Source organism: Sandarakinorhabdus cyanobacteriorum, assembly GCF_002251755.1.
Taxonomy (GTDB): Bacteria; Pseudomonadota; Alphaproteobacteria; order Sphingomonadales; family Sphingomonadaceae; genus Sandarakinorhabdus; species Sandarakinorhabdus cyanobacteriorum.
On sequence record NZ_NOXT01000101.1, the window covers coordinates 1 to 25,257 of the forward strand.

At 66.8% G+C, this 25,257-nt stretch carries 23 protein-coding genes and 1 pseudogene; 15 read left to right on the forward strand and 9 right to left on the reverse strand.

The window, feature by feature from the left end; translation table 11 throughout:
- The 3 genes from CHU93_RS06735 to CHU93_RS06745 form a co-directional block, all read left to right on the forward strand.
- The coding region (locus CHU93_RS06735) for a hypothetical protein (RefSeq protein WP_207759244.1) at positions 1-297 on the forward strand (297 nt) is incomplete at its 5' end.
- On the forward strand, positions 294-1,271 hold the full coding sequence (locus CHU93_RS06740) for a quinone oxidoreductase family protein (protein ID WP_094473342.1): 978 nt from the start codon (positions 294-296) through the stop codon (positions 1,269-1,271). The genes CHU93_RS06735 and CHU93_RS06740, both read left to right, overlap by 4 nt.
- A gap of 14 nt (positions 1,272-1,285) precedes the next feature.
- Positions 1,286-1,753: a YybH family protein gene (locus CHU93_RS06745; protein WP_094473343.1), complete on the forward strand. Its 468-nt coding sequence runs from the start codon at positions 1,286-1,288 to the stop codon at positions 1,751-1,753.
- A gap of 4 nt (positions 1,754-1,757) precedes the next feature.
- Here CHU93_RS06745 and CHU93_RS06750 read toward each other — a convergent pair whose 3' ends face one another.
- The 5 genes from CHU93_RS06750 to CHU93_RS06775 form a co-directional block, all read right to left on the reverse strand.
- Entirely contained in the window at positions 1,758-2,297 is a 540-nt protein-coding gene (locus tag CHU93_RS06750; protein WP_094473344.1) for a VOC family protein, read from the reverse strand.
- Positions 2,294-3,376: a 4-hydroxyphenylpyruvate dioxygenase gene (gene hppD / locus CHU93_RS06755; protein WP_094473345.1), complete on the reverse strand. Its 1,083-nt coding sequence runs from the start codon at positions 3,374-3,376 to the stop codon at positions 2,294-2,296. The genes CHU93_RS06750 and hppD overlap by 4 nt, the downstream gene beginning before the upstream one ends.
- A 134-nt stretch (positions 3,377-3,510) precedes the next feature.
- Positions 3,511-4,365 (reverse strand): hypothetical protein, encoded by an 855-nt coding sequence (locus CHU93_RS06760; RefSeq protein WP_133064341.1) that lies wholly within the window; start codon positions 4,363-4,365, stop codon positions 3,511-3,513.
- 304 nt (positions 4,366-4,669) lie between these two features.
- A complete protein-coding gene (locus tag CHU93_RS06770) occupies positions 4,670-6,037 on the reverse strand; it encodes a glycosyl transferase family protein (protein WP_094473348.1) in 1,368 nt (455 codons plus the stop codon).
- A 123-nt stretch (positions 6,038-6,160) separates the two neighbouring features.
- Complete coding sequence (locus CHU93_RS06775; protein ID WP_165768637.1) at positions 6,161-6,883, reverse strand: acyl-homoserine-lactone synthase; 723 nt, start codon at positions 6,881-6,883, stop codon at positions 6,161-6,163.
- Positions 6,884-6,957: 74 nt separating this feature from the next.
- On the opposite strand from CHU93_RS06775, the gene CHU93_RS06780 reads away from it, so the two are divergent.
- From CHU93_RS06780 to CHU93_RS06815, 8 genes and pseudogenes are all read left to right on the forward strand, one after another.
- Positions 6,958-7,881 (forward strand): thymidylate synthase, encoded by a 924-nt coding sequence (locus tag CHU93_RS06780; protein ID WP_094473350.1) that lies wholly within the window; start codon positions 6,958-6,960, stop codon positions 7,879-7,881.
- Entirely contained in the window at positions 7,878-8,378 is a 501-nt protein-coding gene (locus tag CHU93_RS06785; protein ID WP_094473351.1) for a dihydrofolate reductase, read from the forward strand. Before CHU93_RS06780 ends, CHU93_RS06785 begins: the two co-directional genes overlap by 4 nt.
- Positions 8,379-8,490: 112 nt before the next feature.
- Positions 8,491-9,564 (forward strand): annotated as a pseudogene (locus CHU93_RS06790) (dipeptidase).
- 11 nt (positions 9,565-9,575) lie between these two features.
- Positions 9,576-10,505, forward strand: a complete 930-nt coding sequence (locus CHU93_RS06795) for a bifunctional riboflavin kinase/FAD synthetase (RefSeq protein WP_094473352.1) — start codon at positions 9,576-9,578, stop codon at positions 10,503-10,505.
- A 159-nt stretch (positions 10,506-10,664) separates the two neighbouring features.
- Positions 10,665-13,625 carry an isoleucine--tRNA ligase gene (gene ileS, locus CHU93_RS06800; protein WP_094473353.1) on the forward strand — a complete coding sequence of 987 codons (2,961 nt, stop codon included), beginning with the start codon at positions 10,665-10,667 and terminating at the stop codon, positions 13,623-13,625.
- Positions 13,618-14,115 carry a signal peptidase II gene (gene lspA / locus CHU93_RS06805; RefSeq protein WP_086117273.1) on the forward strand — a complete coding sequence of 166 codons (498 nt, stop codon included), beginning with the start codon at positions 13,618-13,620 and terminating at the stop codon, positions 14,113-14,115. The genes ileS and lspA overlap by 8 nt, the downstream gene beginning before the upstream one ends.
- Positions 14,108-14,530 carry a DUF3035 domain-containing protein gene (locus CHU93_RS06810; protein WP_094473354.1) on the forward strand — a complete coding sequence of 141 codons (423 nt, stop codon included), beginning with the start codon at positions 14,108-14,110 and terminating at the stop codon, positions 14,528-14,530. Before lspA ends, CHU93_RS06810 begins: the two co-directional genes overlap by 8 nt.
- A gap of 367 nt (positions 14,531-14,897) precedes the next feature.
- On the forward strand, positions 14,898-15,275 hold the full coding sequence (locus tag CHU93_RS06815; protein WP_094473355.1) for a GFA family protein: 378 nt from the start codon (positions 14,898-14,900) through the stop codon (positions 15,273-15,275).
- A 57-nt stretch (positions 15,276-15,332) separates the two neighbouring features.
- Here CHU93_RS06815 and xth read toward each other — a convergent pair whose 3' ends face one another.
- From xth to CHU93_RS06830, 3 genes are read right to left on the reverse strand one after another with little or no spacing between them, the layout of a single operon-like run.
- Positions 15,333-16,100 (reverse strand): exodeoxyribonuclease III, encoded by a 768-nt coding sequence (gene xth, locus CHU93_RS06820; RefSeq protein ID WP_094473356.1) that lies wholly within the window; start codon positions 16,098-16,100, stop codon positions 15,333-15,335.
- 21 nt (positions 16,101-16,121) lie between these two features.
- Positions 16,122-16,613, reverse strand: a complete 492-nt coding sequence (locus CHU93_RS06825) for a hypothetical protein (protein ID WP_094473357.1) — start codon at positions 16,611-16,613, stop codon at positions 16,122-16,124.
- A gap of 45 nt (positions 16,614-16,658) precedes the next feature.
- Positions 16,659-18,230, reverse strand: coding sequence for a cisplatin damage response ATP-dependent DNA ligase (locus CHU93_RS06830; protein WP_094473379.1), 1,572 nt, complete (start codon positions 18,228-18,230; stop codon positions 16,659-16,661).
- A gap of 47 nt (positions 18,231-18,277) precedes the next feature.
- Here CHU93_RS06830 and CHU93_RS06835 point away from each other — a divergent pair, with 47 nt between their 5' ends.
- The 4 genes from CHU93_RS06835 to CHU93_RS06850 all read left to right on the forward strand — a co-directional run bounded on the left by CHU93_RS06835 (position 18,278) and on the right by CHU93_RS06850 (position 21,847).
- Positions 18,278-18,964 carry a MerR family transcriptional regulator gene (locus CHU93_RS06835; protein ID WP_094473358.1) on the forward strand — a complete coding sequence of 229 codons (687 nt, stop codon included), beginning with the start codon at positions 18,278-18,280 and terminating at the stop codon, positions 18,962-18,964.
- The gene (locus CHU93_RS06840; RefSeq protein ID WP_094473359.1) at positions 18,957-20,915 is read left to right on the forward strand and encodes a TIR domain-containing protein; all 1,959 of its coding nucleotides are present in this window, start codon (positions 18,957-18,959) and stop codon (positions 20,913-20,915) included. Before CHU93_RS06835 ends, CHU93_RS06840 begins: the two co-directional genes overlap by 8 nt.
- A gap of 107 nt (positions 20,916-21,022) precedes the next feature.
- Positions 21,023-21,289 carry a hypothetical protein gene (locus CHU93_RS06845; protein ID WP_094473380.1) on the forward strand — a complete coding sequence of 89 codons (267 nt, stop codon included), beginning with the start codon at positions 21,023-21,025 and terminating at the stop codon, positions 21,287-21,289.
- A 99-nt stretch (positions 21,290-21,388) separates the two neighbouring features.
- Entirely contained in the window at positions 21,389-21,847 is a 459-nt protein-coding gene (locus CHU93_RS06850) for an Lrp/AsnC family transcriptional regulator (protein ID WP_094473360.1), read from the forward strand.
- Positions 21,848-21,965: 118 nt separating this feature from the next.
- On the opposite strand, the gene CHU93_RS06855 is transcribed toward CHU93_RS06850, so the two are convergent.
- Complete coding sequence (locus CHU93_RS06855; protein ID WP_243375345.1) at positions 21,966-25,190, reverse strand: VPS10 domain-containing protein; 3,225 nt, start codon at positions 25,188-25,190, stop codon at positions 21,966-21,968.
- Positions 25,191-25,257: the final 67 nt, after the last annotated feature.

Below are 25,257 nucleotides of genomic sequence, written 5' to 3' on the forward strand. Positions count from 1 at the left end.
GATCGTCGCGTAGTTCTCACCTTGATCGTCGCGCTACACTTTGCCGCCAATCTGGTCACCCACGATGCCGGCGGCCGGGTGGTGAGCGCGGTGGACGGCGCACCGGCGGTGGAGTTGCGGCTGCGCAACGTGGTGTGGCCGCCGCCCAGCCAGAACCGGCCGTCGCTGGTGCTGTATGTCCACACGCCGGATCAACCCAACCGGGCCGTCAGCTACAGCTGGGCCGATCCCGCCGCGAAGCTGATCGGCATCAACCTGCGCTGGGTGCAGGGCAGCTGCACGCGGGGGACAAGATGAAGGCGATCAGCGCCATCATCCGCCAGACCGGCGGGCCGGAGGTGATCACATGGGAGGAGGCCATGCTGCCGCCGCCCGGGCCCGGCGCGGTCATGGTGCAGCACCGCAGCATCGGCATCAATTTCATCGACACTTATTATCGGCGTGGCATCTATCCCATGCCCCTGCCCGGCGGCCTGGGGCTGGAAGCAGCCGGCGTGGTGGTGGCGGTGGGGCCAGGCGTGACCCAGTGGCGCGAAGGCGACCGGGTGGTGAGCTTTTGCCCCGAACGCGGCGCCTATGCCAGCCACCGCAATATTGCGGCCGCCAGCCTGTTTGCCCTGCCCGACGCGATTGACGACGACACTGCGGCGGCCGGTTTTCTGAAGGCGGCCACGGCGGAATTCCTGGTCGAACGCTGCGCCCGGGTGGAGGCCGGCTGGCCGGTGCTGGTGCATGCGGCGGCCGGCGGTGTTGGCCTGATCCTGGTGCAATGGCTGAAATCGGTGGGCGCCCTGGTGATCGGCACGGTTTCGAGCGCAGCCAAGGCCGAAGCGGCGCGCGGCGCGGGCTGTGACCATGTCATCAACTATGCCGAAACCGAGGTGGCGCCGGCAGTGCGGGCGTTGACCAATGGCGCCGGCGTGCGGGTGACCTATGATGGCGTTGGCCGCTCCACCTGGGCGGCCAGCCTGGACGCCACCGGCCGGCGCGGCCTGATCGTCAATTATGGCAATGCCGATGCGGCGGTGGGGCCGGTGGAACTGGCCGTGCTGGCGCAGAAGGCCAGCCTGGTGAACACCCGGCCGACCCTGTTTGATTATTACACCACGCCAGAGGAGCGCGCCGCCGGGGCCGCCCGCGTGTGGGAGATGATCGCGTCGCGGCAGATCGCCATCAGCATCGGCCAGCGCTGGCCCCTGGCCGAGGCGGCGGCGGCCCATGTCGCGCTGGAAGGCCGGGCCACCACCGGTTCCAGCCTGCTCATCCCCTGAACGGAGCGCCTGTTATGAAAGCTGCCCTGATCACCCCAACCCTGCTCGCTGCGGCCCTGATCGCTGCGGCCCCCGTTGTGGCCGCCCCGGCGGAAGACGCGCTGCGGGGCCATGGAGACCGCTGGAACGCCGCCTACAGCGCTGGCGACTGGGCGGCACTCAGGGCGCTTTATGCCGATGATGCCTGGCTGATGACCGACAAGGCCCCGGCCGCCAAGGGCGCGGACGCCATTATCGCCTATCTCAGGCGCTTCAAGGATCGCGGCGCCACCGTGACCTTCCGCTTCGAGCCCGAGGATGTGCAGGCGAAAAAGCCCTTTGGCTTCGTGATCGCCCGCTATTGGATGACGGCGCAGCTGCCCGGGGGCGCCCCGCCGATCCGAACGGCCGGCCGGTCCATCCTCATCTACAAATGGCAGAAGGGTGACTGGAAGCTGTGGCGCGACATGGACAACACGACGCCGGATGTGACGCCGCAATAGCCCATCATTCCGGCGGCTGGTGCAGCCAGGCGGCGTGTTTGGGGGCCTTTTTCGTCTGGCGCCATTCGGCCAGCATCAGCGGGGCGACCGTCTTCAGCTCGGCATATTGTTCCGCCGTGCCGATGTTGCAGGCCAGTTCCAGCCTGTGGCCGTTGGGATCGAAGAAATAGATCGACTTGAAGATGCCGTGCCAAGTCGGGCCCAGCACATCGATGCCCTGCCCTTCCAGATGCGCCTTGGCGGCGAGCAGTTCGGCTTCGTTTTCCACTTCAAAGGCCAGATGCTGCACCCAGGCCGGGGTGTTCGGGTCCTTGCCCATCTCCGGCTGGTTCGGCAGTTCGAAGAACGCCAGCACGTTGCCACCGCCGCAATCGAGGAACACGTGCATATAAGGATCATAGGCGCCGGTGGAGGGCACATGATCCTCGGCAAAGGCGGTGGTGTAGGTCATACCCAGCACCCGTTCATACCAGGCCACGGTTTCGGCGGCGTCGCGGCAGCGATAGGCGACGTGGTGGATGCGCTTGAGGGTCGGAACCGTCATTGCGCCGGCTCCACCGCCAGCACGCCGCGGGCGATCTGGTCGCGCTCGATGCTTTCGAACAGCGCCTTGAAATTGCCCTCGCCAAAGCCTTCGTCGCCCTTGCGCTGGATGAATTCGAAGAACACCGGGCCGATCACGGTTTCGGAGAAGATCTGCAAAAGCAGGCGCTTGGTGCCGTTGGTGGTGCCATCGAGCAGGATGCCGCGCGCCATCAGATCGGCCACCGGCTCACCATGGCCGGGCAGGCGTTCGTCCAGCATCGCGTAATAGGTGGCGGGCGGCGGCGTCATGAAGTTGACGCCAAGCGCACGCAGCCGATCCCACACCGTCACCAGATCATCGCAGGCAAAGGCGATGTGCTGGATGCCCTCACCATTGTAGGCGCGCAGGAATTCGTCGATCTGGCCATTCCCGCCCTTGGCTTCCTCGTTCAAAGGGATGCGGATCTTGCCGTCTGGCGCCGTCATCGCCTTGCTGGTCAGGCCGGTATATTCGCCCTTGATGTCGAAGAAGCGGATCTCGCGGAAATTGGCGATGCGCTCGTAAAAGGCCGCCCAGTGCGCCATACGGCCGCCATAGACATTGTGGGTGAGGTGATCGATGATCTGCAGTCCCGCCCCAACCGGGTTGCGGTCCACGCCTGGTTCATACACGAAATCAATGTCATAGATCGACAGCTCCGGGCCATAGCGATCGATGAGATAGATGATCGAGCCGCCGATGCCGCGAAAACCGGGCAGGCGCAGCTCCATCGGGCCGGTGCGGCTTTCGACCGGCTCGGCCCCACGTTCCAGCGCCTCGGCATAGGCCTTGGCTGCATCCTTCACCCGCCAGGCCATGCCGCAGGCCGATGGCCCATGTTCGGCGGCGAAATACCAGGCCGGGCTGTGTTTTTCATAATTGGCGATGAGGTTGATGCCGCCCTGCCGCCACAGCTGCACATCCTTGGAACGGTGGCGCGCCACCAGCGCAAAGCCCATGGCGGCGAACACCGGTTCCAGCACACCCTTTTCCGGCGCGCAGAATTCGATGAATTCAAAGCCATCCAGGCCCAGCAGATTTTCGAACAGGTCAGCCATGAGCACCCTCCAGCAACGCGTGCCGATGATAGCGCATCATGTGGCCAAAATCCGTGCAATCTGTGGCAATATCGGCTGGAAATGTGCACGCGGCTTGCGCGCTGGTGACCAAATCCACATCAGGCGTGCGCGGTTCAGAAACCGGACGACAGCGTGACCACCGGCCCGCTGCCCGGCGCGGCATTGCCGCCGACCCGCTGGCGCCAATCGGCCTGCAGCCGCACCCCCTTCATGCTGGCGGAAAGCGACGGGCCAAGATCGACCCGCCAGACATCGGGCGTGCCGGTCTGCAGGCTGGCCCAGCTGCCGGCGGCCAGCGCGGCGGGGCCGATTCGCAGCAGCCGCGCGCTGGCCTGCGCGCCGGCATAGAGGCCGCCCTGGGCCAGCACCCCGGCTTCGCCATAAGCGGCAAGCCGCCCGGCAGCGCCGCCTGCCGCCAGCCGCACGGTCCAATCAGCCCTGGTGGCGGCGCCCAGCGGGATCAGCCGTTCGGCTGCGAGCGTGAGGCCGGGCCGCAGTTGCCAGCGCAGGCCAGCCGCCAACTGGGCGCTGGCGGCATCCACAGCGCGCGGGCTGGCGGCGATGTTGGCGCGAAGCAGCAGCGCCAGCGGGCGCTGGGCCAGCGGATCGGGCAGAAAGACGAGGCTGGCGCCCAGTTGGCCACCACCCAGCACCGGGCTGGCCGCCGGCCCGGCCGGTCCGCCATCACGCAGCACGGCAAAACCGCCAATTTGCCAGCGGCGACCCAGCATGGCCCATTCGGCAGCCCAGCCTGGATGGCCCGGTTCCAGGGCCAACGCTGCATCGAACAGCGCCGCCGCCTGCCGACGCTGGCCAGCGGCCTGGCGGGCATAGCCAGCTTCGGCCAGACGAAAGGCCGATGCGGGTTCCGCTGCCTGCAGTGGGTTTCCCGGTGGCGGCAGCGGCTGACCGGGCAGCGGCGGCGCTGGCACAGGCAGGACTGGCAGGAGCGAGACGGGCAGGATCACCGGGGCGGGCGCCGGAACCGGCGTCATTGCCGGCAATGACGGGCCGGCCCGAATGTGGGCTGGGGGCTGCGCCGCCCGGTCCGGCGCCAGTTTGGGCGGTAAGGGCAGCGGCGGCGCGGCGACCCGCATGGTGCAATCGGGCTGGGCATGGCGAGGCGGATGGGAGCCAGGCGCGTAGCCAGCATGGTGGCCAGCACAGCCTGCTCATGGGCGAGGCCGGGCCAGCGCAGCCCAAGCCAGACCAGCAACAGAAGCAGGCTGCTGCCCCAAACGGCCAACGGCCGCCCGCGCCGGGGCACCGCCATCACCCCCGCGCCGGATCGCTGGTGGACGGAAAGCGGTGCACCGTCTTGTCCCACACCGGGGCGGTTCCGGCGCGCAAGGCTGCGATATAGAGCCGAAGTGCCCGGAACGTCGCAAGCGCATTGATGATATTGCCAACCGCGGCGCGCGGCGTGGCGAGCAAGCCTTCCACCGGCCCCTCCTCCCGGCAGGTGAACAATGCCCGCACCAGCAATCGCCAGCACAACAGGGCAAAATTCCACCACAACAACGCCACCAGCCCGTGAGACAGAGGCGGCAGCGCCGCTGCCGGTGGCCACAAGTGGCGCACCAGTCCATCAAGGGCGATCATGCCGGCTACGGCATAGGCCGCCAGCGACACCAGCGCCATTGCCGGGCCCTTGCGGTCACGCCACAGCATCCAGCGGTTGGCCAGCCCGCCGCGCCAGCCGACGCGATCCCAGCCGGCCAGCGAAATGCCATGGGCCCAGCGCGCCTTCTGCCTTATGGCACTGCCGAGGCTGGCCGGGAAATGTTCGGCCGTGGCCACCAACTGGCCGTCGTGATGGTGGCGCACCAGCCGGCCGCGCCCGCCCAGGGCGTGCAGTTTCAGCCCAAGCTCGTAATCCTCGGTCAGGCTGTTGTCGGCAAAGGGGCGGCCGCCTTGCGCGGCGGCCACCTGCCCCAGCAAGACGCGATCGAACGCCACGCCCACCCCGGCCGAAGGCAGCGCCGCCCCCAGCCATTGCCGCACCAGCAGATCCTTGCCGTGCGATTGGGCAAATTCATCGATATAATGGCCGGCGACCAGCGGGCTGCCAGCATCGATCAACGGCCTGACCGGCAGCTGCACCATCGCCGGCGCATCGGGGCCGGCCAGATGCGCCGCCATCACCGCCAATTCCTGTGGGTGCACCACATCTTCGGCATCGTGCAGCACCACGGCGGCAAAGCGCCGGCCCTGGCGGGCTTCTTCCGCACACAGATGCTGCCACAGCTGGTTCAGGCAATCGGCCTTGGTGGTGGGGCCCGGGCGCGGATTGATGGCCAGGCGCAGGCGCGGATCGGCGATGGCCGCCACCGCCGCCAGCCCGGCCGGATCATTGGGATAAAGCCCGACCAGCACGATGAAATCCGGCCAGGCCTGGGTGGCCAGCAACCGGCGCAGCATCGGGCCGATCACCGCGGCTTCATCCCAGGCCGGGATCAGGATGGCGAAATTGCAGCCCTTTGGCGCCGGCGGTGGCGGCGCCGACTGGTGGCGCGGCCGCAGCCACAGCCAGGCCAGATCGACGGCCAGATCGTCCAGGCCATTGATCGCGATGATGATGGCAACCAGCAGCAACGCCTCGTGCAGCAGCACATGCCAGGCGGCGATCAGTTCAACCATGGCGGGTTGGGAAATTCGGGTGGGTGCCCCGAACCTGCCCGATAACTGCAGACGGGGAGGGCCGTTTGCAGAGCGGGATGGCAGGCCGGGGCACCCTCGACACGGGGGAAGCGGGGCGCAGGGTCAGGACGCCGCTTGCTCCCTCCGGTCGATCTCGGGCCGCAGCCAGGCCGTGGGCAACACCCTGGGCGGCATGGCCCAGGCCGCGCGCAGCCGGTGGAGCGTGGCGGCATTGACGAAAATCTGCAGCGCGGCCACCGCATCCACGCCTTCGCCCGCCGGCATGCCCAGCGGTTCGGCATCCCAGCCGATGGAGAGCAGGCTGGGCAGCCAGGGCATGTGGGTGACCATGGTGTAGCGGGTGATGCCGGCTTCCAGCGCATGTTCGAACAGGGCGATGGAGAGCTGCCGCCGCACCTGCAGCGCTTCGGCGCGGGTCAGGCCGGGCGCGGTGACGAGCCGGGTGATCTCGCACACATCGGGGCCGCGGGGCACACCATCAAGGCACAGATGGGCGAAATGGTCGCCCAGAAGATGCGGCGCGGTGCTGGGCAGCAGCCGCACCGAGCCTAGATGACGGCCGGTTTCAGGCTGATGCACGATCAGATAGAGCGTCTCATCCTGATCATATTCATCAATCTCGTGCAGCCCGTCGGGCGATTGCAGATCCCAGCCCAGCCGATCGATCAGCACGATCTTGCGATCACGCAGCATGGCCGATCGCAACGCCGGCACGGCGCCACGATGGTGCAGGCGGATTGCCCGCGCCTGGCCATTAGCATCCTCCCAGGGGCCGGGGATCGCCGTGATGTCGTGGCTGGTGCCAGCCCGTGCCGTGCCGAACATGCAAATATTCCCTTTGCAACATGGGCATGCTGGCGGTGGTTGACGCCGCTGCGCCATATCCCTGAAAAGGGGCAATGACGTTGACCGGCGAAGCCCAGTATCTTGATCTATTGCAGCGCGTGTGGCGCACAGGCGTGGCGCGTGGTGACCGCACCGGCACCGGCACCCGCGCCCTGTTTGGCGAGATGCTGAAGTTCGATCTGTCTGACGGCACGGTGCCACTGCTCACCACCAAGCGGGTATTCTGGAAATCGGCGATCCGCGAGCTGATCTGGTTCCTGAACGGCGAATCGAACATCCGCCCCCTCGTTGAACAGGGCGTGCATATCTGGACGGACTGGCCGCTCGATGCCTATCGCAAGGCCAGCGGCGAGGCGATCAGCCGCGACGAGTTCGAGGCGCGGATCATGGCGGACGCGGATTTTGCCGCGCGCTGGGGCGAACTGGGCCCGGTCTATGGCGTGCAATGGCGGCGCTGGCCGCGCTTTGCCGCCAACGAAGACGGCAGCTATCGCGCCGACACGCCGTTTGACCAGCTGGCCGCGCTGGTCGATGGCCTCAAACGCAACCCCAACAGCCGGCGGCACATCTTCACCGGCTGGAACGTGCCCTATCTGGATCAGATGGCGCTGCCGCCCTGCCACATGACCTATCAATATTTCGTCGCTGATGGTCGCCTCTCCGGCATCCTCTATCAGCGCAGCTGCGATCTGGGCCTGGGCTTTCCGTTCAACATCTTCGAAGCCGCCGTGCTGATCCGCATGCTGGCGCAGCAGTGCGGGCTGGAACCCGGCATGCTCACCTGGATGGGCGCCGATTGCCATGTCTATGAAAACCACGAACATCTGGTGACGGAGCAATTGCGCCGCAGCACCCGCCCCTTGCCGCGGCTGGACTTCGCCCGCCAGCCGGCGGACCTGTTCAGCTATGCCCTCGAGGATTTCGTCATCACCGGTTACGATCCCCATCCCCATATCGCGGCGCCGGTGGCGGTATGAGCCTGGATGTCACCATCGTCGTTGCCCGGGCGAAGAACGGGATCATCGGCAACAAGGGCGCCCTGCCCTGGCATCTGCCGGCTGATCTGAAACGCTTCAAGGCGATCACGGTGGGAAAGCCGGTGGTGATGGGCCGCAAGACCTTCGAATCAATCGGCAAGCCGCTGCCCGGCCGGCAGAATATCGTGATGACGCGCGATCCGGCGTGGACGGCGGACGGCGTGACCGTGGTGCCAAACCTGGCCGAGGCGGTGGCGGCGGCGGGGCTTGATCCGCGGGTGCGCGGCGACCTGATGATCATTGGCGGCGCCGAAATCTATGCCCTTGCCCTGCCGATCGCGACCCGGATCGAATTGACCGAGGTGGACGCCGAGCCCGTGGGTGATACGATCCTGCCGCCGTTTGATGCCAGCCGTTGGCGCGAGGTGGCGCGGGTGGCGCATCCGGCCGAGGGTGAGCGGCCGGGCTTTGTCTTTGTCACGCTGGAACGGCGTTGAGCGGCCAATTGGGGGGATGATGCGCAAGAAGATCCTGGCCAGTGTTGCGGTGGTTGCCAGTGTGGCCGCCATCGGTTTTTTCGGTTTTGCCCCCGGCATCGTCGAACGCGGCATGAACCGCTGGACCGGGGCGATCTGGCCGGTTTCGGCGGAGGCCAGCGCCCTGCACAGCCGGCTGACGGTAATCGATCTTCATGCCGATACGCTGATGTGGCAGCGCGATCTGATCACCGAATCCACCCAGGGCCATGTCGATCTGGAACGGCTGGAGGCCGGCAATGTCGCGCTGCAGATATTTTCCAGCGTGACGAAGACCCCGCGTGGCCAGAATTATCAGGCCAATGGCAGCGATAGCGACAATATCACCCCGCTGGTGATCGCCCAGCGCCAGCCGGTCCGCACCTGGTTCAGCCTGCTGGAACGCTCGCTGTGGCATGCGCAGAAGCTGCGCGACGCCGAGGATCGGGCGCAGGGCCTGCTGCGCATCATCCGCACGCCGGCTGATCTCGAAAAGCTGCTCGCCGACCGGGCCGCCAAAGTGCCGGTGACGGGCGCGCTGCTGTCAACGGAAGGCGCGCAGAATCTGGAAGGCGACATCGCCAATCTGGAAAAGCTGCACGATGCCGGCTTCCGCATGATCGGGCTGGTGCATTTCTCTGACAATGATGTGGGCGGATCGATGCACGGCCTGAAAAAGGGCGGGCTCACCGCGCTGGGCCGGCAGGTGGTGGCCGAGGCGGAATAGCGCGGCATGATCATCGATCTGGCGCACAGCAGCGCCGCCACCTTTGCCGACGTGATGGCCATTGCCACCCGCCCGGTGGTGGTGAGCCATGGCGGCGTCAAGGCCACCTGCAACACGCCGCGCAACCTGACCGACGCACAATTGCAGATGCTGAAGGCCAATGGCGGCATGATCGGCATCGGCTATTGGGATGCCGCGGTGTGCGCACCCACGCCGCAGGCCACGGCCAGGGCCATATTGCATGTGATCAGGCAAGCCGGCATCGATCATGTTGGCCTGGGCAGTGATTATGATGGCGGCACCACCGTGGGCTTCACCACCGAACATCTGGAGGCGGTGACCCAGGCGCTGATGGCGGCCGGCCTGTCTGACAGCGATATTGCCAAGGTGATGGGCGGCAATGCGGCGCGGCTGCTTGCCGCTGGCCTCGCACCCCGCTAAGCCGCCTACCCATGAAGCTGATCATGCACGGGGACGCGCTGCCCGGCGATTTGCGCGGCGCCATCGTGGCGCTGGGCAATTTCGATGGCTTTCACGCCGGCCACCAGGCCGTGGTGGGTGCCGCGCGCGATTGGGCGCGAAAACTGGGCCGGCCGACGCTGGTCGCCAGTTTCGATCCGCACCCGGCCCGGCTGTTCCAGCCCGATGTGGCGCCGTTCGGCCTGTCCACCATTGCCCAGCGGGAACGCTGGCTCGGCAATTTCGGCATGGACGGGCTGGTGATGATCCCGTTCAGCCGCGACCTCGCCGCGCTTTCGGCCGAAGAATTCGTCGATGAATGGCTGGAGATGCGGATGGGCGTTGCCGGCGTTGTCACCGGCGGCGATTTCACCTTTGGCAAGGGCCGCTCCGGCGATGTGACCGAGTTGGCCCGGCTCGGCCTGAAGAAGGGCTTTGCCGCCCGCGTTGTTGATCCCGTTGCCGATGCCGGCGGCACCATCAGCTCCACCCGCATCCGCGCCGCGCTGCGCGCCGGGCAGCCGGGCGTGGCCGGCCAGATGCTCACGCGGCCGTTCACCATTGTTGGCCAGGTCGAACATGGTGCCAAGCTGGGCCGCACCCTGGGCTTTCCCACCGCCAACCTCACGCTGGGGGATTATGTCCGCCCCGCCTATGGCGTTTATGCGGTGCGCGTGTGGCTGAACGATGGGTCGCGCGTTGATGGTGTCGCCAATCTTGGCATCCGCCCGATGATCGAGCCGCCGGTGGAGCTGCTGGAAACCTGGCTGATGGACTGGAGCGGCGATCTTTACGGCCAGACCATCGGGGTGGAGCTGGTGGCGTACCTGCGGCCCGAAATGAAGCTGCCGGGGCTGGAGGCGCTGAAGGCGCAGATTGCGCTCGATGCGGAGAATGCCAGGCGGGTGCTGCGGGGCCAATAGATCCTCCCCCTCGGGGGAGGTGGCGCGCGAAGCGCGACGGAGGGGGCCGGCAAGCCCGGTCCTCGCCGCCCCCTCCGCCCTGCGGGCACCTCCCCCAGAGGGGGAGGATCTTTCGTGACGCGTGACAGCGCCGCCCGCTTCCCCTAAAGCCGGGCCATCATGAGCGCGCCCGATTATCGCCCCACCGTCTTCCTGCCCAAGACCGACTTTCCGATGAAGGCCGGCCTGCCGGAGAAGGAACCGCAGATCCTGGCCAAATGGCAGGCGGCGGACCTTTATGCGCAGCTGCGCGCCGCGCGTAAGGGCCGGGATAAATTCATCTATCACGATGGCCCCCCCTATGCGAACGGGGACATGCATATCGGCCACGCGCTGAACCATATCCTGAAGGATGCGGTGGTGCGCACCCAGTCGCTGCTGGGCAAGGATGTGCCCTATGTGCCCGGCTGGGATTGCCACGGCCTGCCGATCGAATGGAAGGTCGAGGAAGCCTATCGCGCCAAGAAGCAGAACAAGGACGAGGTGCCGGCGAAGGAATTCCGCGCCGAATGCCGCGCCTATGCCCAGCATTGGGTGAATGTGCAGGCCGGGCAGCTGCAGCGGCTGGGCATCAATGGTGATTGGAAAAAACCCTATCTCACCATGGACTTCGCCTCGGAAGCGACCATCGTTTCCGAGCTGCTGAAGTTTGCGGAAAGCGGCCAGCTCTATCGCGGCGCCAAGCCGGTGATGTGGTCCCCGGTGGAAAAGACCGCGCTCGCTGATGCCGAGGTGGAATATCACGACATCACGAGCACGCAGATCGACGTGGCGTTCGAGATTGTCGAAGCCCCCAACGCGCCGGAACTGGTGGGGGCCTACGCCGTCATCTGGACGACGACGCCGTGGACCATCCCGGTGAACCAGGGCATCGCGTATTCCGAAGACGTTGATTACATTTGCGTCGAGCACTTGCATCCAGAATTGATCCAGTCGTCACAGCCTGGCCAAGCTCCGGCAGCGGGCAAGTCGCTAAAAGAAAGAACGAAGCGGGTGATCGTGGCTGCCGCGCTGCTTGAGCAGATTGCGAAGGAACGAATGCCGCTTGGTCTGAAGACTGACCGCGTTTTGTGGCGCGGCAAAGGTGCTGACTTTGCCGGTGCCGTCGCCCGTCACCCGATGCACAAGCTGGGCGGCTTCTTCGCCACGCCGCGCCCCTTCCTGCCCGGCGATTTCGTCACCACCGACCAGGGCACCGGCCTCGTTCACATGGCGCCCGATCATGGCGAGGATGATTTCGCGCTGTGCAAGGCGCATGGCATCAATCCCGTGTTCGCCGTGGAGGCCGATGGCCGTTACCGCGCCGATTGGCTGTGGCTGGGCGGCGAGGCCAAGAATGTCATCAACCCCAATCTCAATGCGCCCGATGGCCCGATCTGCAGCGATCTGAAGGCCGCCGGTGCGCTGCTCTCGGCCGGGCCGTTCGCGCACAGTTATCCGCACTCCTGGCGGTCCAAGAAGAAGGTGATCTTCCGCTGCACGCCGCAATGGTTCGTGCCGATGGACAAGCCGATTGGCCCCTCCGTCGCCCTGCGGGCGCCACCTCCCCATCCAAAGAATGGGGAGGACGTTGCTGTTCCTCCCCAAGCTCCGCTTGGGGAGGGGGACCATGCGCAGCATGGTGGAGGGGCGGACACGCTCCGGGCCCGCGCCCTGGCCGCCATCGCTGCCACCCACTTCACGCCCGACAAGGGCCGCAACCGCATCGGTTCGATGGTCGAAGGCCGCCCCGATTGGGTGCTGAGCCGCCAGCGCGCCTGGGGCGTGCCGATCACCCTGTTTGTTGATCGCAAGACCGGCGACTATCTGGTTGATAAATCAATCAATCAAAAGATCATCGAGCGGTTCAAGGCCGAAGGCGTGGACGCCTGGACGCCGGAGTTCGCACGTGAACTGCTGGGCGACCGGGTCGACCAATATGAGATGATCACCGACATCCTGGACGTGTGGTTCGACAGCGGTTGCACCCACGCCTATGTGCTCGAATCTGGCCGCTGGCCGGAATATTCGTGGCCGGCCGATCTCTATCTGGAAGGCAGTGACCAGCATCGCGGCTGGTTCCAATCCAGCCTGCTGCAAAGCTGCGCCACCCGTGGCCGTGCGCCCTACAAGGCGATCCTGACCCATGGTTTCACCATGGATGCGTCGGGCCGGAAGATGTCGAAGTCGGAAGGCAATGTCATCAATCCGCTGGACGTGATGAAGACGTTCGGCGCCGATATCCTGCGGCTGTGGGCGCTCTCGGTCGATTTCACCGAGGATCACCGCATCGGCGATGAGATCCTGAAGGGCGTGGCGGACCAGTATCGCAAGCTCCGCAACACCTTCCGCTATCTGCTGGGCGCGCTGGATGGCTTCAGCGACGCCGAACGCCTGCCGGTGGCCGAGATGCCGGCGCTGGAACGCTGGGTGCTGCACCGGCTGGCCGTGCTGTCAGGCGAGTTGAAGGCGGCGGTGAACGCCTATGATTTCAACCGCTACACCAGCCTGATCAATGATTTCGTCCAGAACGACCTGTCCGCCTTTGCCATGGATGTGCGCAAGGACAGCCTTTATTGCGACGCGCCGACCGCCCCCACCCGCCGGGCCTGGCGCACCGTGCTGGATATCGTCTTCCACGCCCTCACCCGCTGGCTTGCCCCGGTGCTGGTGTTCACGGCGGAAGAAGTGTGGGCCACCCGCTATCCCGACGCCCAATCCGTGCACCTGCTGGAATGGCCGGAGATTGATGCGGCCTGGCAGGATGCCGCGCTCGACAAGCAGTTCACACTCGCCCGCAAGTTGCGCGAGGAAGCCTATCTGAAACTTGAGGAATTGCGCCGCGCCAGGAAGGTGGGCAGTTTCCTGGAAGCCCGCGTCGCCATCACCACCGCCCATAGCGATCGCATTGCTGCGCTGGCTGGGCTCGATCTGGCCGAACTGCTGCTGGTGGCCGAGGTGGCGATCACCGCCGGCGACACCGAAAGCCTGATGGTGGAGAAGGCTGATCTGGCCAAATGTGCCCGCTGCTGGCGCCACCTGCCCGATGTGAACGCCGAAACCGAGCTGTGCGGCCGCTGCGATGCGGTGGTGCATGGTTAATTCGGGGCCTAACCGCGGCTTCGCCCTGGCCGCCCTGGTGCTGATCCTTGACCAGATCAGCAAATATTGGGTGCTGGAGGTGATCCACCTCCCCGCCATTGGCGGCATCGATGTGTGGCCCTTCTTCCGGCTGACTTTCGTGGGCAATGTCGGCGTGTCGATGGGCATGCTGCAGGCCGGCTCCGATCTGGGGCGCTGGCTGCTCACCTTTGCCACGGCAGGCATCGCGCTGGCGGTGGCGGCCTGGCTGCGGCGGGAGAAGCATCCCGTTGACATTGCGGCGCTCGGCCTGGTGCTGGGCGGCGCGCTGGGCAATATCATCGACCGGGCCCGTTTTGGCTATGTTGTCGATTTTCTGCACTTCTTCTGGGGTGAATACAGCTTCTGGGTCTTCAACCTGGCCGATGCTGCGATTACACTGGGGGTGATGCTGTTGCTGGGCCGGGCGATCATGGCCCGGCCAACCGAGATGGGACCAAAAGATGCGTAAGATGCTGATCCTGGTGCTGGCCGCCACCGCCCTCGTCTCGTGCAGCAAGCGCGGCGGCCTGAATGCCCGCGGCCCTGACGAACTGTCCATCGCCCGCGGTGCGCCGCTGGTGGTGCCGCCCGATTTCGCCCTGGCCCCGCCCAAGCCGGGCGCGCCGCGCGCCGTGGGCGTGGATGCCCAGGCCGCCGCGATGGAGGCGCTGTTCGGCCCCGGCGTGAAGCCGCCGCCGCGCAGCCAGGCCGAACAGCAATTGCTGGATCGCGCCGGGGCCAACAATGTTGATCCCGCCATCCGCAGCCAGGCCGCCGATCCCAAGACCAGCGTGGTGAACAAGGGCAATTTCATCGCCGAAGTGCTGGCCGCGCCGGTGGGCAGCCGCGATCCGGCGCTGGCCGATGTGAAGGTGCCGGGCTGAAGCCAATTTCCCTCGCGACAAAACCCAAAGCCGCCCATGCCGAGCTTGTCGAGGCACGCGCCGCGTTTGGAGCGTGCCTCGACAAGCTCGGCATGAGCGGTTCATTCCTGGTGTCATCAAGATTGACGGGAAAAATGGGGGAAGGATGGGCGTCCGGGGCCGGCATCACCGCCCCCCGACGGGATGCGTTGGCCCCGGACTGATGCATGGTGGCCAAAGCTGCCCGCTGTCGGCCGGTCCTGCACGCCCTGTCTGATTGGTGCCAGACAGCGGCGCGGCCCGTCACCCCCGTAAAATCCCCTATAAGCAAAGTGTAATGTCACGGCCCGGCTTGCGTTGCGGCTGGGGATGGGGTTTGGCAGGCGGCATGAGCAGACATGAAGCCAGCGGCGGCTGCCATTGCGGCCAGGTGCGGTTCCGGGTGCGGTTCGATGATCCGCCCGAACTGCTCGATTGCAACTGCTCGATCTGCGCCAAGACGGGTTTCCTGCACCTGATTGCCAGCGCCGATGATTTCACCCTGGAACGCGGCGCCGAGGCGCTGAGCGATTATCGCTGGGGCACCGGCACCGCCCGCCACCTCTTCTGCCGCACCTGCGGGATCAAGAGCTTCTATGTCCCCCGCTCCCACCCTGATGGTTTCAGCGTGAACTGGCGCGCGCTCGATGATGTGGAGAGCATCACCCCGCGCATCCGCTTTTACGATGGCCGGCACTGGGAGCAGGCGCGCAGCGATCTGGGCTGAACAATTCCGCCCCAAACAGGTTTGCGGAGAGGGCGGGAGCCGCGCGCGCCAGCGGTCCTACCGCAACCGCACCCAGGCCGGCGCATGGTCGCTGGCCTTCTCTGCGCCGCGCACATGCTTCATCACGCCGGCATCAGCCAGCCGGTCCGCCGCGGCCGGGGACAGCAGCAGATGATCGATGCGGAAGCCATGGTCGCGCGGCCAGGCGCCGGCCTGATAATCCCAGAAGCTCCAGACCCCGCCCAGCGGGTGCAGGCTGCGCACCGCGTCGGTCCAGCCCTGCCACAGCAGCTGGCGGTAAGCCGCGACGGACTCGGGCTGGCGTAGCGCATCGTCGCGCATGGCAGACGCGTCCCAGATGTCATCATCGTTGGGGATGACGTTGTAATCCCCGGCCAGCACCACCGGCAGGCCGGTTGCCAGCAGCCCGGCAGCGTGGCGGCGCAGGCGTTCCATCCAGGCCAGCTTGTAATCAAATTTGGGCCCCGGCACCGGGTTGCCGTTGGGCAGATAGATGGACGCCACGCGCACGCCCATCACATCGGCTTCAAGATAGCGGGACTGTTCGTCGCTGTCGTCACCCGGCAGGCCGCGCTGCACTTCGGTGGCTGGCTCGCGCGACAGGATGGCGACCCCGTTGAAGCCCTTCTGGCCGTGGACGAGGCAGTGGTAACCGGCCCCCCGGAGCACATCGACGGGGAAATTCTCCGTCATGGTCTTGATTTCCTGCAGGCAGGCAATGTCGGGCTTTGCCTCCTCCAGCCATTCCAGCAGGCGCGGCAGGCGGGCGTTGGTGCCATTGATGTTGAAGGTGGCGATAAGCATGGGCCAAGCCTTAGGCCGGTTTCAGAAGACGGAAAAGCCCGGGCCGCAGCGGCCGGGGCTGAGCGTGTAGCGGGCGAAGGCGGTGGCGGGCTTGCCGGTGGGCCTGGCATCGATCTGCCAGCGCCAGCCCTGCCCCTGCGGCGTGAAGCGGTTGATGAAAACGGCGCTGCCATAATCATAGCTGATCAAGAAACCGGCGCCGACCACGCCACCCTTGCCGGCGGCGCTGCCGGGGCCGCCGAAACTGTCCATCCACCAGGCGGTCAGCTGGCCGGGGCCGGCCTCGGCCATGATGATGGCGGCGTCATACGGGTCCTTGGGGTTCAGCCCGTGCAGCTCGAACAGCAGATAGTGGCCGCCAAGCCGACGGCTGCCGCGCGCGATGGCGGTGGTGGGCTTGCCCTCCACCGTGCCGGTGACGCGCCAGCAGCCAGCCAGGCCGTTCAGCGGCGATGGCGGCGGCAACGCCAGGCTGGGGATGCTGGCGGCGGCAAGCAGGACGGCAAGGCTCATGGCCGGAGCATCGGCCGGGGGCGGCGGCCGGTCAACTGGGGCTCATCAGGCACACAGGCGCAACAGGGTGGCGATGCGGTCAGCCTCGGCCGCCGGCTTGTCGGGCCGCAGCCGGGCGATGCGCGGGAAGCGCATGGCAAGGCCGGATTTGTGGCGGGTGGAGGCATGGATCGAATCGAAGGCGACTTCGACGACGAAGCTTTTCTCCACCTCCCGCACCGGGCCGAAGCGGGCGGTGGTGTGGGTGCGCACGAACTTGTCGAGCAGGGCGAGTTCGGCATCGGTGAAGCCGCTATAGGCCTTGCCGACGGGCAACAGCTGGCCATCGTCCGTCCAGCAGCCAAAGGTGAAATCGCTGTAGAGGCTGGAGCGTTTGCCGTGGCCGCGCTGGGCATACATGATCACGCAATCGGCAGTGAGCGCATCGCGCTTCCACTTGAACCACAGGCCGGCGCGGCGGCCGGCAACATAGGGCGCATCGCGGCGTTTCAGCATCAGCCCTTCGATGGCAGCATCGCGGGCGGCGGCACGGATGCCGGCCAGTTCGCCCCAATCGGCGGCCGGGACCAGCGGGGACAGATCAAAGCGGGCGGGATCGAGCTCAGGCATCACCGCCTCCAGCCGGGCGCGGCGCTGGTACCACGGCAGCGGCCGCAGATCCTTTCCAGCATGAGCGAGAAGATCATAGACGCGGATGAAGGCCGGCGCTTCCGCCAGCAATTTGGCCGTTGGCGCCTTGCGGCCCAGCCGTTGTTGCAGCGCGTTGAAGCTTCCGGCGGCGAGCGTGCCATCGCCCTGACCGGCCCCACGCACCAGCAATTCCCCGTCCAGCGCCAGCGGCTGATCCAGCGTCACATCCGGGAAGCTGGCGGAAATATCGTCGCCGGTGCGGCTGAACAGCCTGGTCTGGGCGCCGGCGTGGACGATCTGCACGCGGATGCCATCCCATTTCCATTCGGCCACGTGATCGGCCAGATCGACGGGCTCCTCCAGCGGGCTGGCCAGCATGAACGGGCGGAACACCGGCACATCGCCGGGCGTTGGCCGCGGCCCCTGCCCCTGCGCCCAGGCAAACAGCGGCGCGAACGGCGGCGACAGGCCGTGCCACAGCTCCTCCACATCCTCCACATCAAGGCCGAACCCTTGCGCAAAGCCGGTCTTGGCCAGCCGGGCTGACACGCCGATGCGCAAGGCCCCGGTGGCGAGCTTGATGAGGGCATAGCGGCCGGCGGCATCGAGCGCGTCCATCAGGCCGGCGACCACGGCTGGCGCCTCCTTCCGAGACAGCGATTGCAGGCGCTGCACCACCGCATCCAGCCCCGGTGGCGGCGGGCGGGTGCCGGCCGGCTCGGGCCAGAGCAGCGAGATGGTTTCGGCCATGTCGCCGACGAAATCATGCGACAGGGCAAACAGCGTGGGGTCAACCCGCTCTGCCATCAGCGCCTTGAGCAGGCTGGGCTGCACCGCCTTCAGGTTCAGCGTGCCGGTGAGCGCGGCCAGCGCCCAGCCGGCATCAGGATGCGGTGTGGACCGGAAAAAGCCCGCGATCAGCGCCAGCTTGGCGGTGCGGCTGCGGGTGTAGAGCAGCGCATCGAGGAGGCGGGCAAATTCGTCCATGGCCATCGGGTTAGCATGGCGCGGCGAATTGCGCTAAGGCGAGAGCCATGCGCATGCGTGATCTGGAAAAGGCCAGCGGGGTCGGGCGGGAGACCATCCGCTATTATATCCGCGAAGGCCTGTTGCCCGAGCCGGACAAGGCCAGCCGCAACAGTGCGCGCTATTCCGATGTGCATGTGGCGCGGCTGAAGGCGATCAAGCGCCTGCAGGAAGAGCGCTTCCTGCCACTGGCCGTGATCCGCGAGCTGCTGGAGGCGGAGGATGGCAACCGCTGGCTGTTGCCCGATGCCTTTCCGATGCTGGACGCGCTGCTGGCCCAGCGGCTGGAGGAGGCCGGCCCGGCGCGGGTGGCGCTGGCCGATCTGGGTGTGCCGGACCATCAGCGCGAGCATCTGGATGATCTGATGATCAGCGTGGCTGATGATGGCACGGTGTCGGCACGCGATGCCGCCATCCTGCGCACCGTCGGCCGGCTGGACGAGATTGGCTTCCGGCCGGAACTGGGCTTCAACGATGGCCAGATGCGGCTCTATCATGTGCTGATCGATTGGCTGACCAACCAGGAAATCCGGCATTTCCTGGAACATACCGCCGGCCAGGTGGGCGAGGCCAAGGCGCTGGACATGGCCGAACAGGGCATCGCCCTGATCAACGAGTTGCTGGGCCAGTTGCGCACCCGCGCCCTGTTGAAGAAACTGGCGGAGCGCCGCCGCATCGCCAACGACAATGGTTGACGGCACCGCTTCGCCGGCAACGACGAGCGGGCCGAGCCTGTTTGTCAGCCATGCCAGTGCTGATGCCGATGCGGCGCGGCGGCTGGTGGTGGCGCTGGAGGCGGCCGGCTGCACCGTGTGGTGGGACGGCATGCTGACGGCCGGCGAGGCGTTTCAGACCAGCATCGAGACCGCGCTTGCCCGGGTGGACGCCGTGATCGTGTTGTGGAGTGCGGCGGCCAATGACAGCCATTGGGTGCGCGACGAGGCGGCGGTGGGGCGGGATCGTGGGCGGCTGGTGCCGTTGAGCCTGGATGGCGGCCTGCCGCCGCTGGGGTTCCGGCAGCTGCATGTGATTGATTTCAGCCACTGGAACGGCAAGGCGGATGCCGCCCCGTTCCAGCAGCTGCTGGCTGGTGTGGCGGCGGTGGCAGGGCGGGCGGTTTCGGCGCCGGTGAAGCAGGTGGCGGGCGCAACCGGCCCGCGCACCGGGATTGATCGGCGCTGGCTGCTGGGCGGCGGCGTCGGGCTGGCGGCGGCCGCTGCTGGCGGCTGGGCCATCTGGCGGCAATCGCCGGCACAAGCCCAGGGCAGCATCGCCGTGCTGCCGTTCCGCAACCTGTCGGGGCGCGACGAGGAGGATTATTTCGCCGAAGGCCTGGCCGAAGAGCTGCGCACCACCCTGGCGCTCAATCGGCAACTGCTGGTATCGGGCGCGGCATCGGCGGGCGGGTTCAGGCAGAGCGATGCCGATCCGCGCCAGATCGCGAAGGCACTGGGCGTTTCCAGCCTGTTGATGGGCACGGTGCGGCCGGCGGCCGGGCGGGTGCGGATCGCGGTGCGCCTGGTGGATGGCAGCACCGGGCTGGAGCGCTGGAGCCAGAGTTTCGATCGGGTGGCCGCCGATGTGCTGGCCGTGCAGGCGGAGATCGCCACCACGGTCGCAGATGCGTTGATTTCGAGCCTGGCGCAGGCGGATGGCTGGCAGGCCCGGCGGCCGGGCGCAACCAGGAACAGCGCCGCCTTTGATCATTATCTGAAGGGCCAGGCGCTGTATCAATCGGCGGCCAGCGATGCCAGCGACCGCGCCGCCCTGGCCGAGTATGATGCCGCCATTGCCGCCGATGCCCGTTATGGCGCGGCCCATGCCGCCCGGTCGCGCTGCCTGGTGACGATTGCCAACAACAGCAATGATGCCGATGCGGCTGCCCGGTTGCGGGCGCAGGCGCTGTCGGGCGCGCGCCAGGCCATCGCGCTGGCGCCCGATATGGCGGAAGGCCATGCCGCGCTGGGCTATCTGCTGTCGAGCCAGCTTGATCTGGCGGCGGCGCGCGATCCTTATCGCCGGGCGCTGGAACTGGGGCTGGGCAATGCGCCGATCCTGGCCGGCTGCGCCGAATTTCTGGGCCAGATGGGCGATTTCGCCACCGCCCGCACCGCCGTGGCGCGCGCCGCGCTGCTGGATCCGCTCAACCCGCGCGTGTTCCGCAGCAAGGGCGTGATCGAATATGGCGCCCGCGCCTGGGCCGAGGCCGCTTCGGCCTTTGGCGCCGTGCTGCGGCTGCAGCCGGATATGGACACGGTGCACAGCCTGATGGGCGACATGGCGCTGGCGCAGGGCGATCTGGCCGGCGCACGGCGGCATTACAGCGCCGAACAGGGTCGGGTGAGCCGGCTGCGCAGCCTGGCGATCATCGATGGCCGCACAGCGGGTCGGGCGGCCGGCGAAGTGCATCTGGCGCGGTTGACGGCGGAATTTGGCGACGCAGTGGCCTTTCAGCGGGCCGAGGTGCTGGCGCAGTGGGGCGAGCGCGATGCGGCGCTGGCCAGCCTGGAACTGGCCTTGCAGCAGCGGGATTCGGGCCTGATCCTGGCTGCGCATGATCCGATGCTGGACCCGGTGCGGGACGATCCCCGCTTTGTGGCGGTGCTGCGCGCGATCGGTGCGCCGGAGACGGTTGGACAGGTCTGACGGATTGAGGCATGCTGGCAGCGCCCGTCGGGGGACGGGCTGATTCGAACGCCGGGTCGGTGCCATGTGGCCCGTGCCAGGGCGATCGACCAGACTGGGGAATGAACATGTCGAACAAACTTCTGCTGACCGGCGCTGCGCTGGCTGCTCTCACCCTTGCCGGCTGCAACAAGAAGGAAGAGGCTCCGGCCGAAGCACCGGCCGCCGAAGCACCGGCTGCCGAAGCGGCGCCTGCGGCTGAAGCGGCGCCGGCCGCCGATGCGATGGCACCGGCTGCGGATGCCGCGGCACCGGCCACTGATGCGGCGCCGGCTGCCGAGGGTGCCGACGGCGATGACCGCACCAACCCGGTGAACCGCGGCGGCCGCGAATAAGCCTGAACTGCAAGCAAGGGCGGCGGCTGCATGATGCAGCCGCCGCCTTTTTCATGCACGGGCGTTGCGGTTATCAGCCCCCTGCCCTAGCATCCGTGCATGCTCGATGGTTATGACCTCAAGATCCTGGCCGTGTGGCAACAGCGCGGCGACATCGGCCCGGTGGAGATGAGCGAGGCCATTGCGCTTTCGGCCTCGCAATGTTCGCGCCGCATGGCGGCGTTGAAGCGCGATGGCCATGTGCGCGGCTTTCATGCCCGGCTGAACCCGGCGTCGCTGGGCATCGGCCTGATGGCCTATGTGCTGATCACCATGAAAAGCCATGCGCCCGAGGCCGCCGATGCGTTCCGCAGCCGCATCCTGGCGCTGGACGAGGTGCTGGAATGCCAGAAGCTGACCGGAGAGGCCGACATCATCCTGAAGGTTGCCACCCGCGATCTGGCCAGCTTCAACCAGCTGCTGAGCCACCGCATCCTGGCCGCGCCGGAGGTGGCGACGGCGCGATCGTCCATCATATTGGACGAGGTGAAGAGCACGACGGCGCTGCCGATCGGGTGAGGGTGTTTCGGCATTAGCGGCGGAAGATGCCCGCTGGGCAGAGGGGATAGTCAGGCATGGTCCTGGCCGGCCCCCTCCGCCTCGCGCTGCTCGGCACCTCCCCCAGAGGGGGAGGATTTTACCAGCGGCGGTTTTCGGCTTCTTCCTCTTCGCCTTCGTCTGCATCATCAGCGCCAGTCGCAGGTTTGGCGGCGGTAGCGGCCAGGGGTTTCCTTTCCAGCGGCTTGAGGCCGGCGGCCTTCAGCGCGGCGTTGGCGGCCGGCAGATCGGCGAGCGCGGCATCGAGCGCGGCCAGTTGCGCGGCGAGTTTGGCGGACAGATCGGCGAACACCAGCCGGGCGCCCTCGGTGGGGGCCGCCTCCCCGCCTTCGACGACGTTCAGCAATGCCGCCAGCTTGTTGTTGAGCTTGATCGGATAGTTGAGCGGGTCCTGGCTGCTGCGGTTCTTCACCTGGTAAAGCTCGCCCTCAACGGTGGCGAGTTTGCCGATCATGGCGGTGACGGCGGCCGGCAGCGGCTTGGCCTTGGCTTGGCTCTCCGCTTGGGCGCGCAGCCCACGGATCAGCAGCACCGCCTCGTTGGCGGCGGAGACCTTGGCCGAGACCTGCGAGGCCAGATCGAAGCGGGCCTGAAGATCGGCCTGGGAGACGTTGAGGCGCGGATCGGCCGTGATGGCGAAGCCCTGCTCCTGCGGCTTGCCGTCGATGATCAGGCGGGCGCGATAGCTGCCGGGTACGGCCAAGATGCCGCGATTGGCCCCGGCCCACAGCACCATGCCCTCAAAGCCGGTATAGCCCTTGTGCCGCATGTTCCAGACGAAGCGGTTCATGCCCGGCTTCATCGCGGCGGTGGGCGCGGTGGGTGCGCGGCCGCCGAAATCATCATCGTCGTCGCCGCCGGCCTCGGGCTTCTTGTTCTTGGTCTTGTCCTTCTCCTCGGCCTTGCCGTCGAAGCGCTGGATGAGCGCGCCATCGGGGCCGAGGATTTCCAGCGCCAGCGATTTGGGCGCAGCGGCCAGATGATAATCGATGGCCACCCCGGCATCGACACCGCGGATGGCGGCGGCCGGTTGGAACAGGCGGGTTTCGGCCGCCGTGCCGGGCTGCAGCTGGCGCAGGATGCTGATATTTTCCATCACCCAGAAGCCGCGGCCGTGGGTGGCGATGACCAGATCATTGTCCTTCACCGCCAGATCGGCGACCTGCACAGAGGGCAGATTGGCCTGCAGCGCCGTCCAGCTGGTGCCGCCATCAAGGCTGAGCTTGACGCCGCGTTCGGTGCCCAGGAACAACAGGCCGGGCCGGCTCACGTCCTCGCGGATGGAGCGCACCATCTCGTCCGCCGCCAGGCCCGTCGTGATCGGCGTCCATGTCTTGCCGTAATCGCTGGTCTTGAAGGCGATGGGGGTGAAATCATCGAGCAGGAAGCGGTGCGCGACGACATAGGCGGTGCCGGGGCTGTGGGGTGAGTCCTCGATCGTGGTGATCTTGGCATATTTCGGCATGGCCGGCGGGGTGATGTTGGCCCAGCTGGCGCCACCATCGCGGGTGATGTGCACCAGGCCATCATCGCTGCCAGCCCAGATCACATCCTTTTCCAGCCGTGACGGGGCGAGCGCGAAGATGGTGGCATAGGTTTCAACGCCGGTCTGGTCGCGGGTGATCGGGCCACCCGATGGGCCCAGGGTGGCGGGATCGGCCAGCGTCAGGTCAGGGCTGATCTTCGTCCAGCTCTGGCCTTCGTCGCGGCTTTTCCAGACATGCTGGGAGGTGACATAGAGCGTCTGCGGATCGTGCGGATCAAAGACGATCGGGAAGGTCCACTGGAAGCGTTCGGCAATGTCGCCGGCGCTGTAGCCCATGGGATTGTCGGGCCGCACGTTGATCCCCCGCGATTTGCCGGTGGCATGATCATAGCGGGTGAGCAGGCCGCCATAGCTGCCGGCGTAGAAGATGTCGGGATTTTTGGGATCGGGCGCGACATAGCCGCTTTCGCCGCCGCCAACGGCGATGCCATAGGCGCCGCCCAGCACATTCTTGTGGCCCCAGGCGCGCGACGGCACGCAGATGGTCGAATTGTCCTGCTGGCCGCCGCAGGCATACCAGGGCTGATGCGCGGTCAGCGACAGGCGGTAGATTTGCGCGGTGGAGAAATCCTGCCGGGTCCAGCTGGTGCCGCCGTTCACGCTGACATTGGCGCCGCCATCGTTGGCCTGCACCATGCGGTTGTTGTTATCGGCCGCGATCCACAGATCATGATTGTCGCCGTGGGGAACGCGGATCTTCTTGGGGAAGGTCTTGCCGCCATCATCGGAGCGGTGGAAATTGACGTTGAGGACATAGACGCGGTCCTTGTCCTTCGGATCGGCGACAATGCGGGTGTAGTAAAAGGCGCGCTGGCGCAAGTCGCGGGTCTCGTTGCGCTTTTCCCAGGTCTTGCCGGCATCGTTGCTGGCATAGACGCCGCCTTCGGCCTCATGCTCGATGATGGCATAAACACGGTTTGAATCGACCGGGGAGACGCTGACGCCGATCTTGCCGATCAGGCCATCCTTGGGCAGGCCGGCGGCGCGGGTGATTTCCGCCCAGGTGGCGCCGCCGTCCATGCTCTTGAACAGGCCCGAACCCGGCCCGCCGGACGACATGCCCCAGGGCTTGCGCCACGCCTCCCACAGGGCGGCGTAGACGATATCGGGGTTGGCGGGATCAATGCTGATATCCACCGCGCCGGATTTCTCGTCGCGATAGAGCGTTTTCGTCCAGTTCTTGCCGCCATCGGTGGTGCGATAGACGCCGCGATCGGCATTGGGCGCACCATAGTGGCCAAAGCCGCCAACCAGCACCGTGTCGCAATTTTTCGGATGGATGCGCACGCGGCTGAAATTGTGGACATTGGCGAGGCCGATCTTGGCCCAGGTCTTGCCGCCGTCGCTGGTTTTCCACACGCCGTTGCCGGGCAGGATGTTGCCGCGCAGCTGGGTTTCGCCGGTGATGGCATAGACGATGTCGGGGTTGGCTTCGCACACGGCGACACCGCCGAAGGCGGCGGTATCCACCTTGCCGTCGGTCATCGGTTGCCAGCTGATGCCGCCATCGATGCTTTTCCACAGGCCACCGCCGGTGGCGGCAAACCAATATTCGTTGGGCCGCGCCACGCTGCCCGCCGCCGAAATGGAGCGGCCACCGCGCGCCGGGCCGATGTTGCGCCATTTCAGGCCGGAAAACAGCGATTCGAGGCCGGCGGGGCTGGCCGGCGGCGCGGTGGCCGGCTTGGCGGTTTCAGCCGCGGTGGCGGCGGTTGCCACCAGCGCGATCAGGCTGACGGTCCACAGATAAGCACGCATCGATTCGCTCCCCTTGCTTGCCGACTTGGTAGCAGCCGCAACGATGACGGCAAGGATGCGGCTTGAC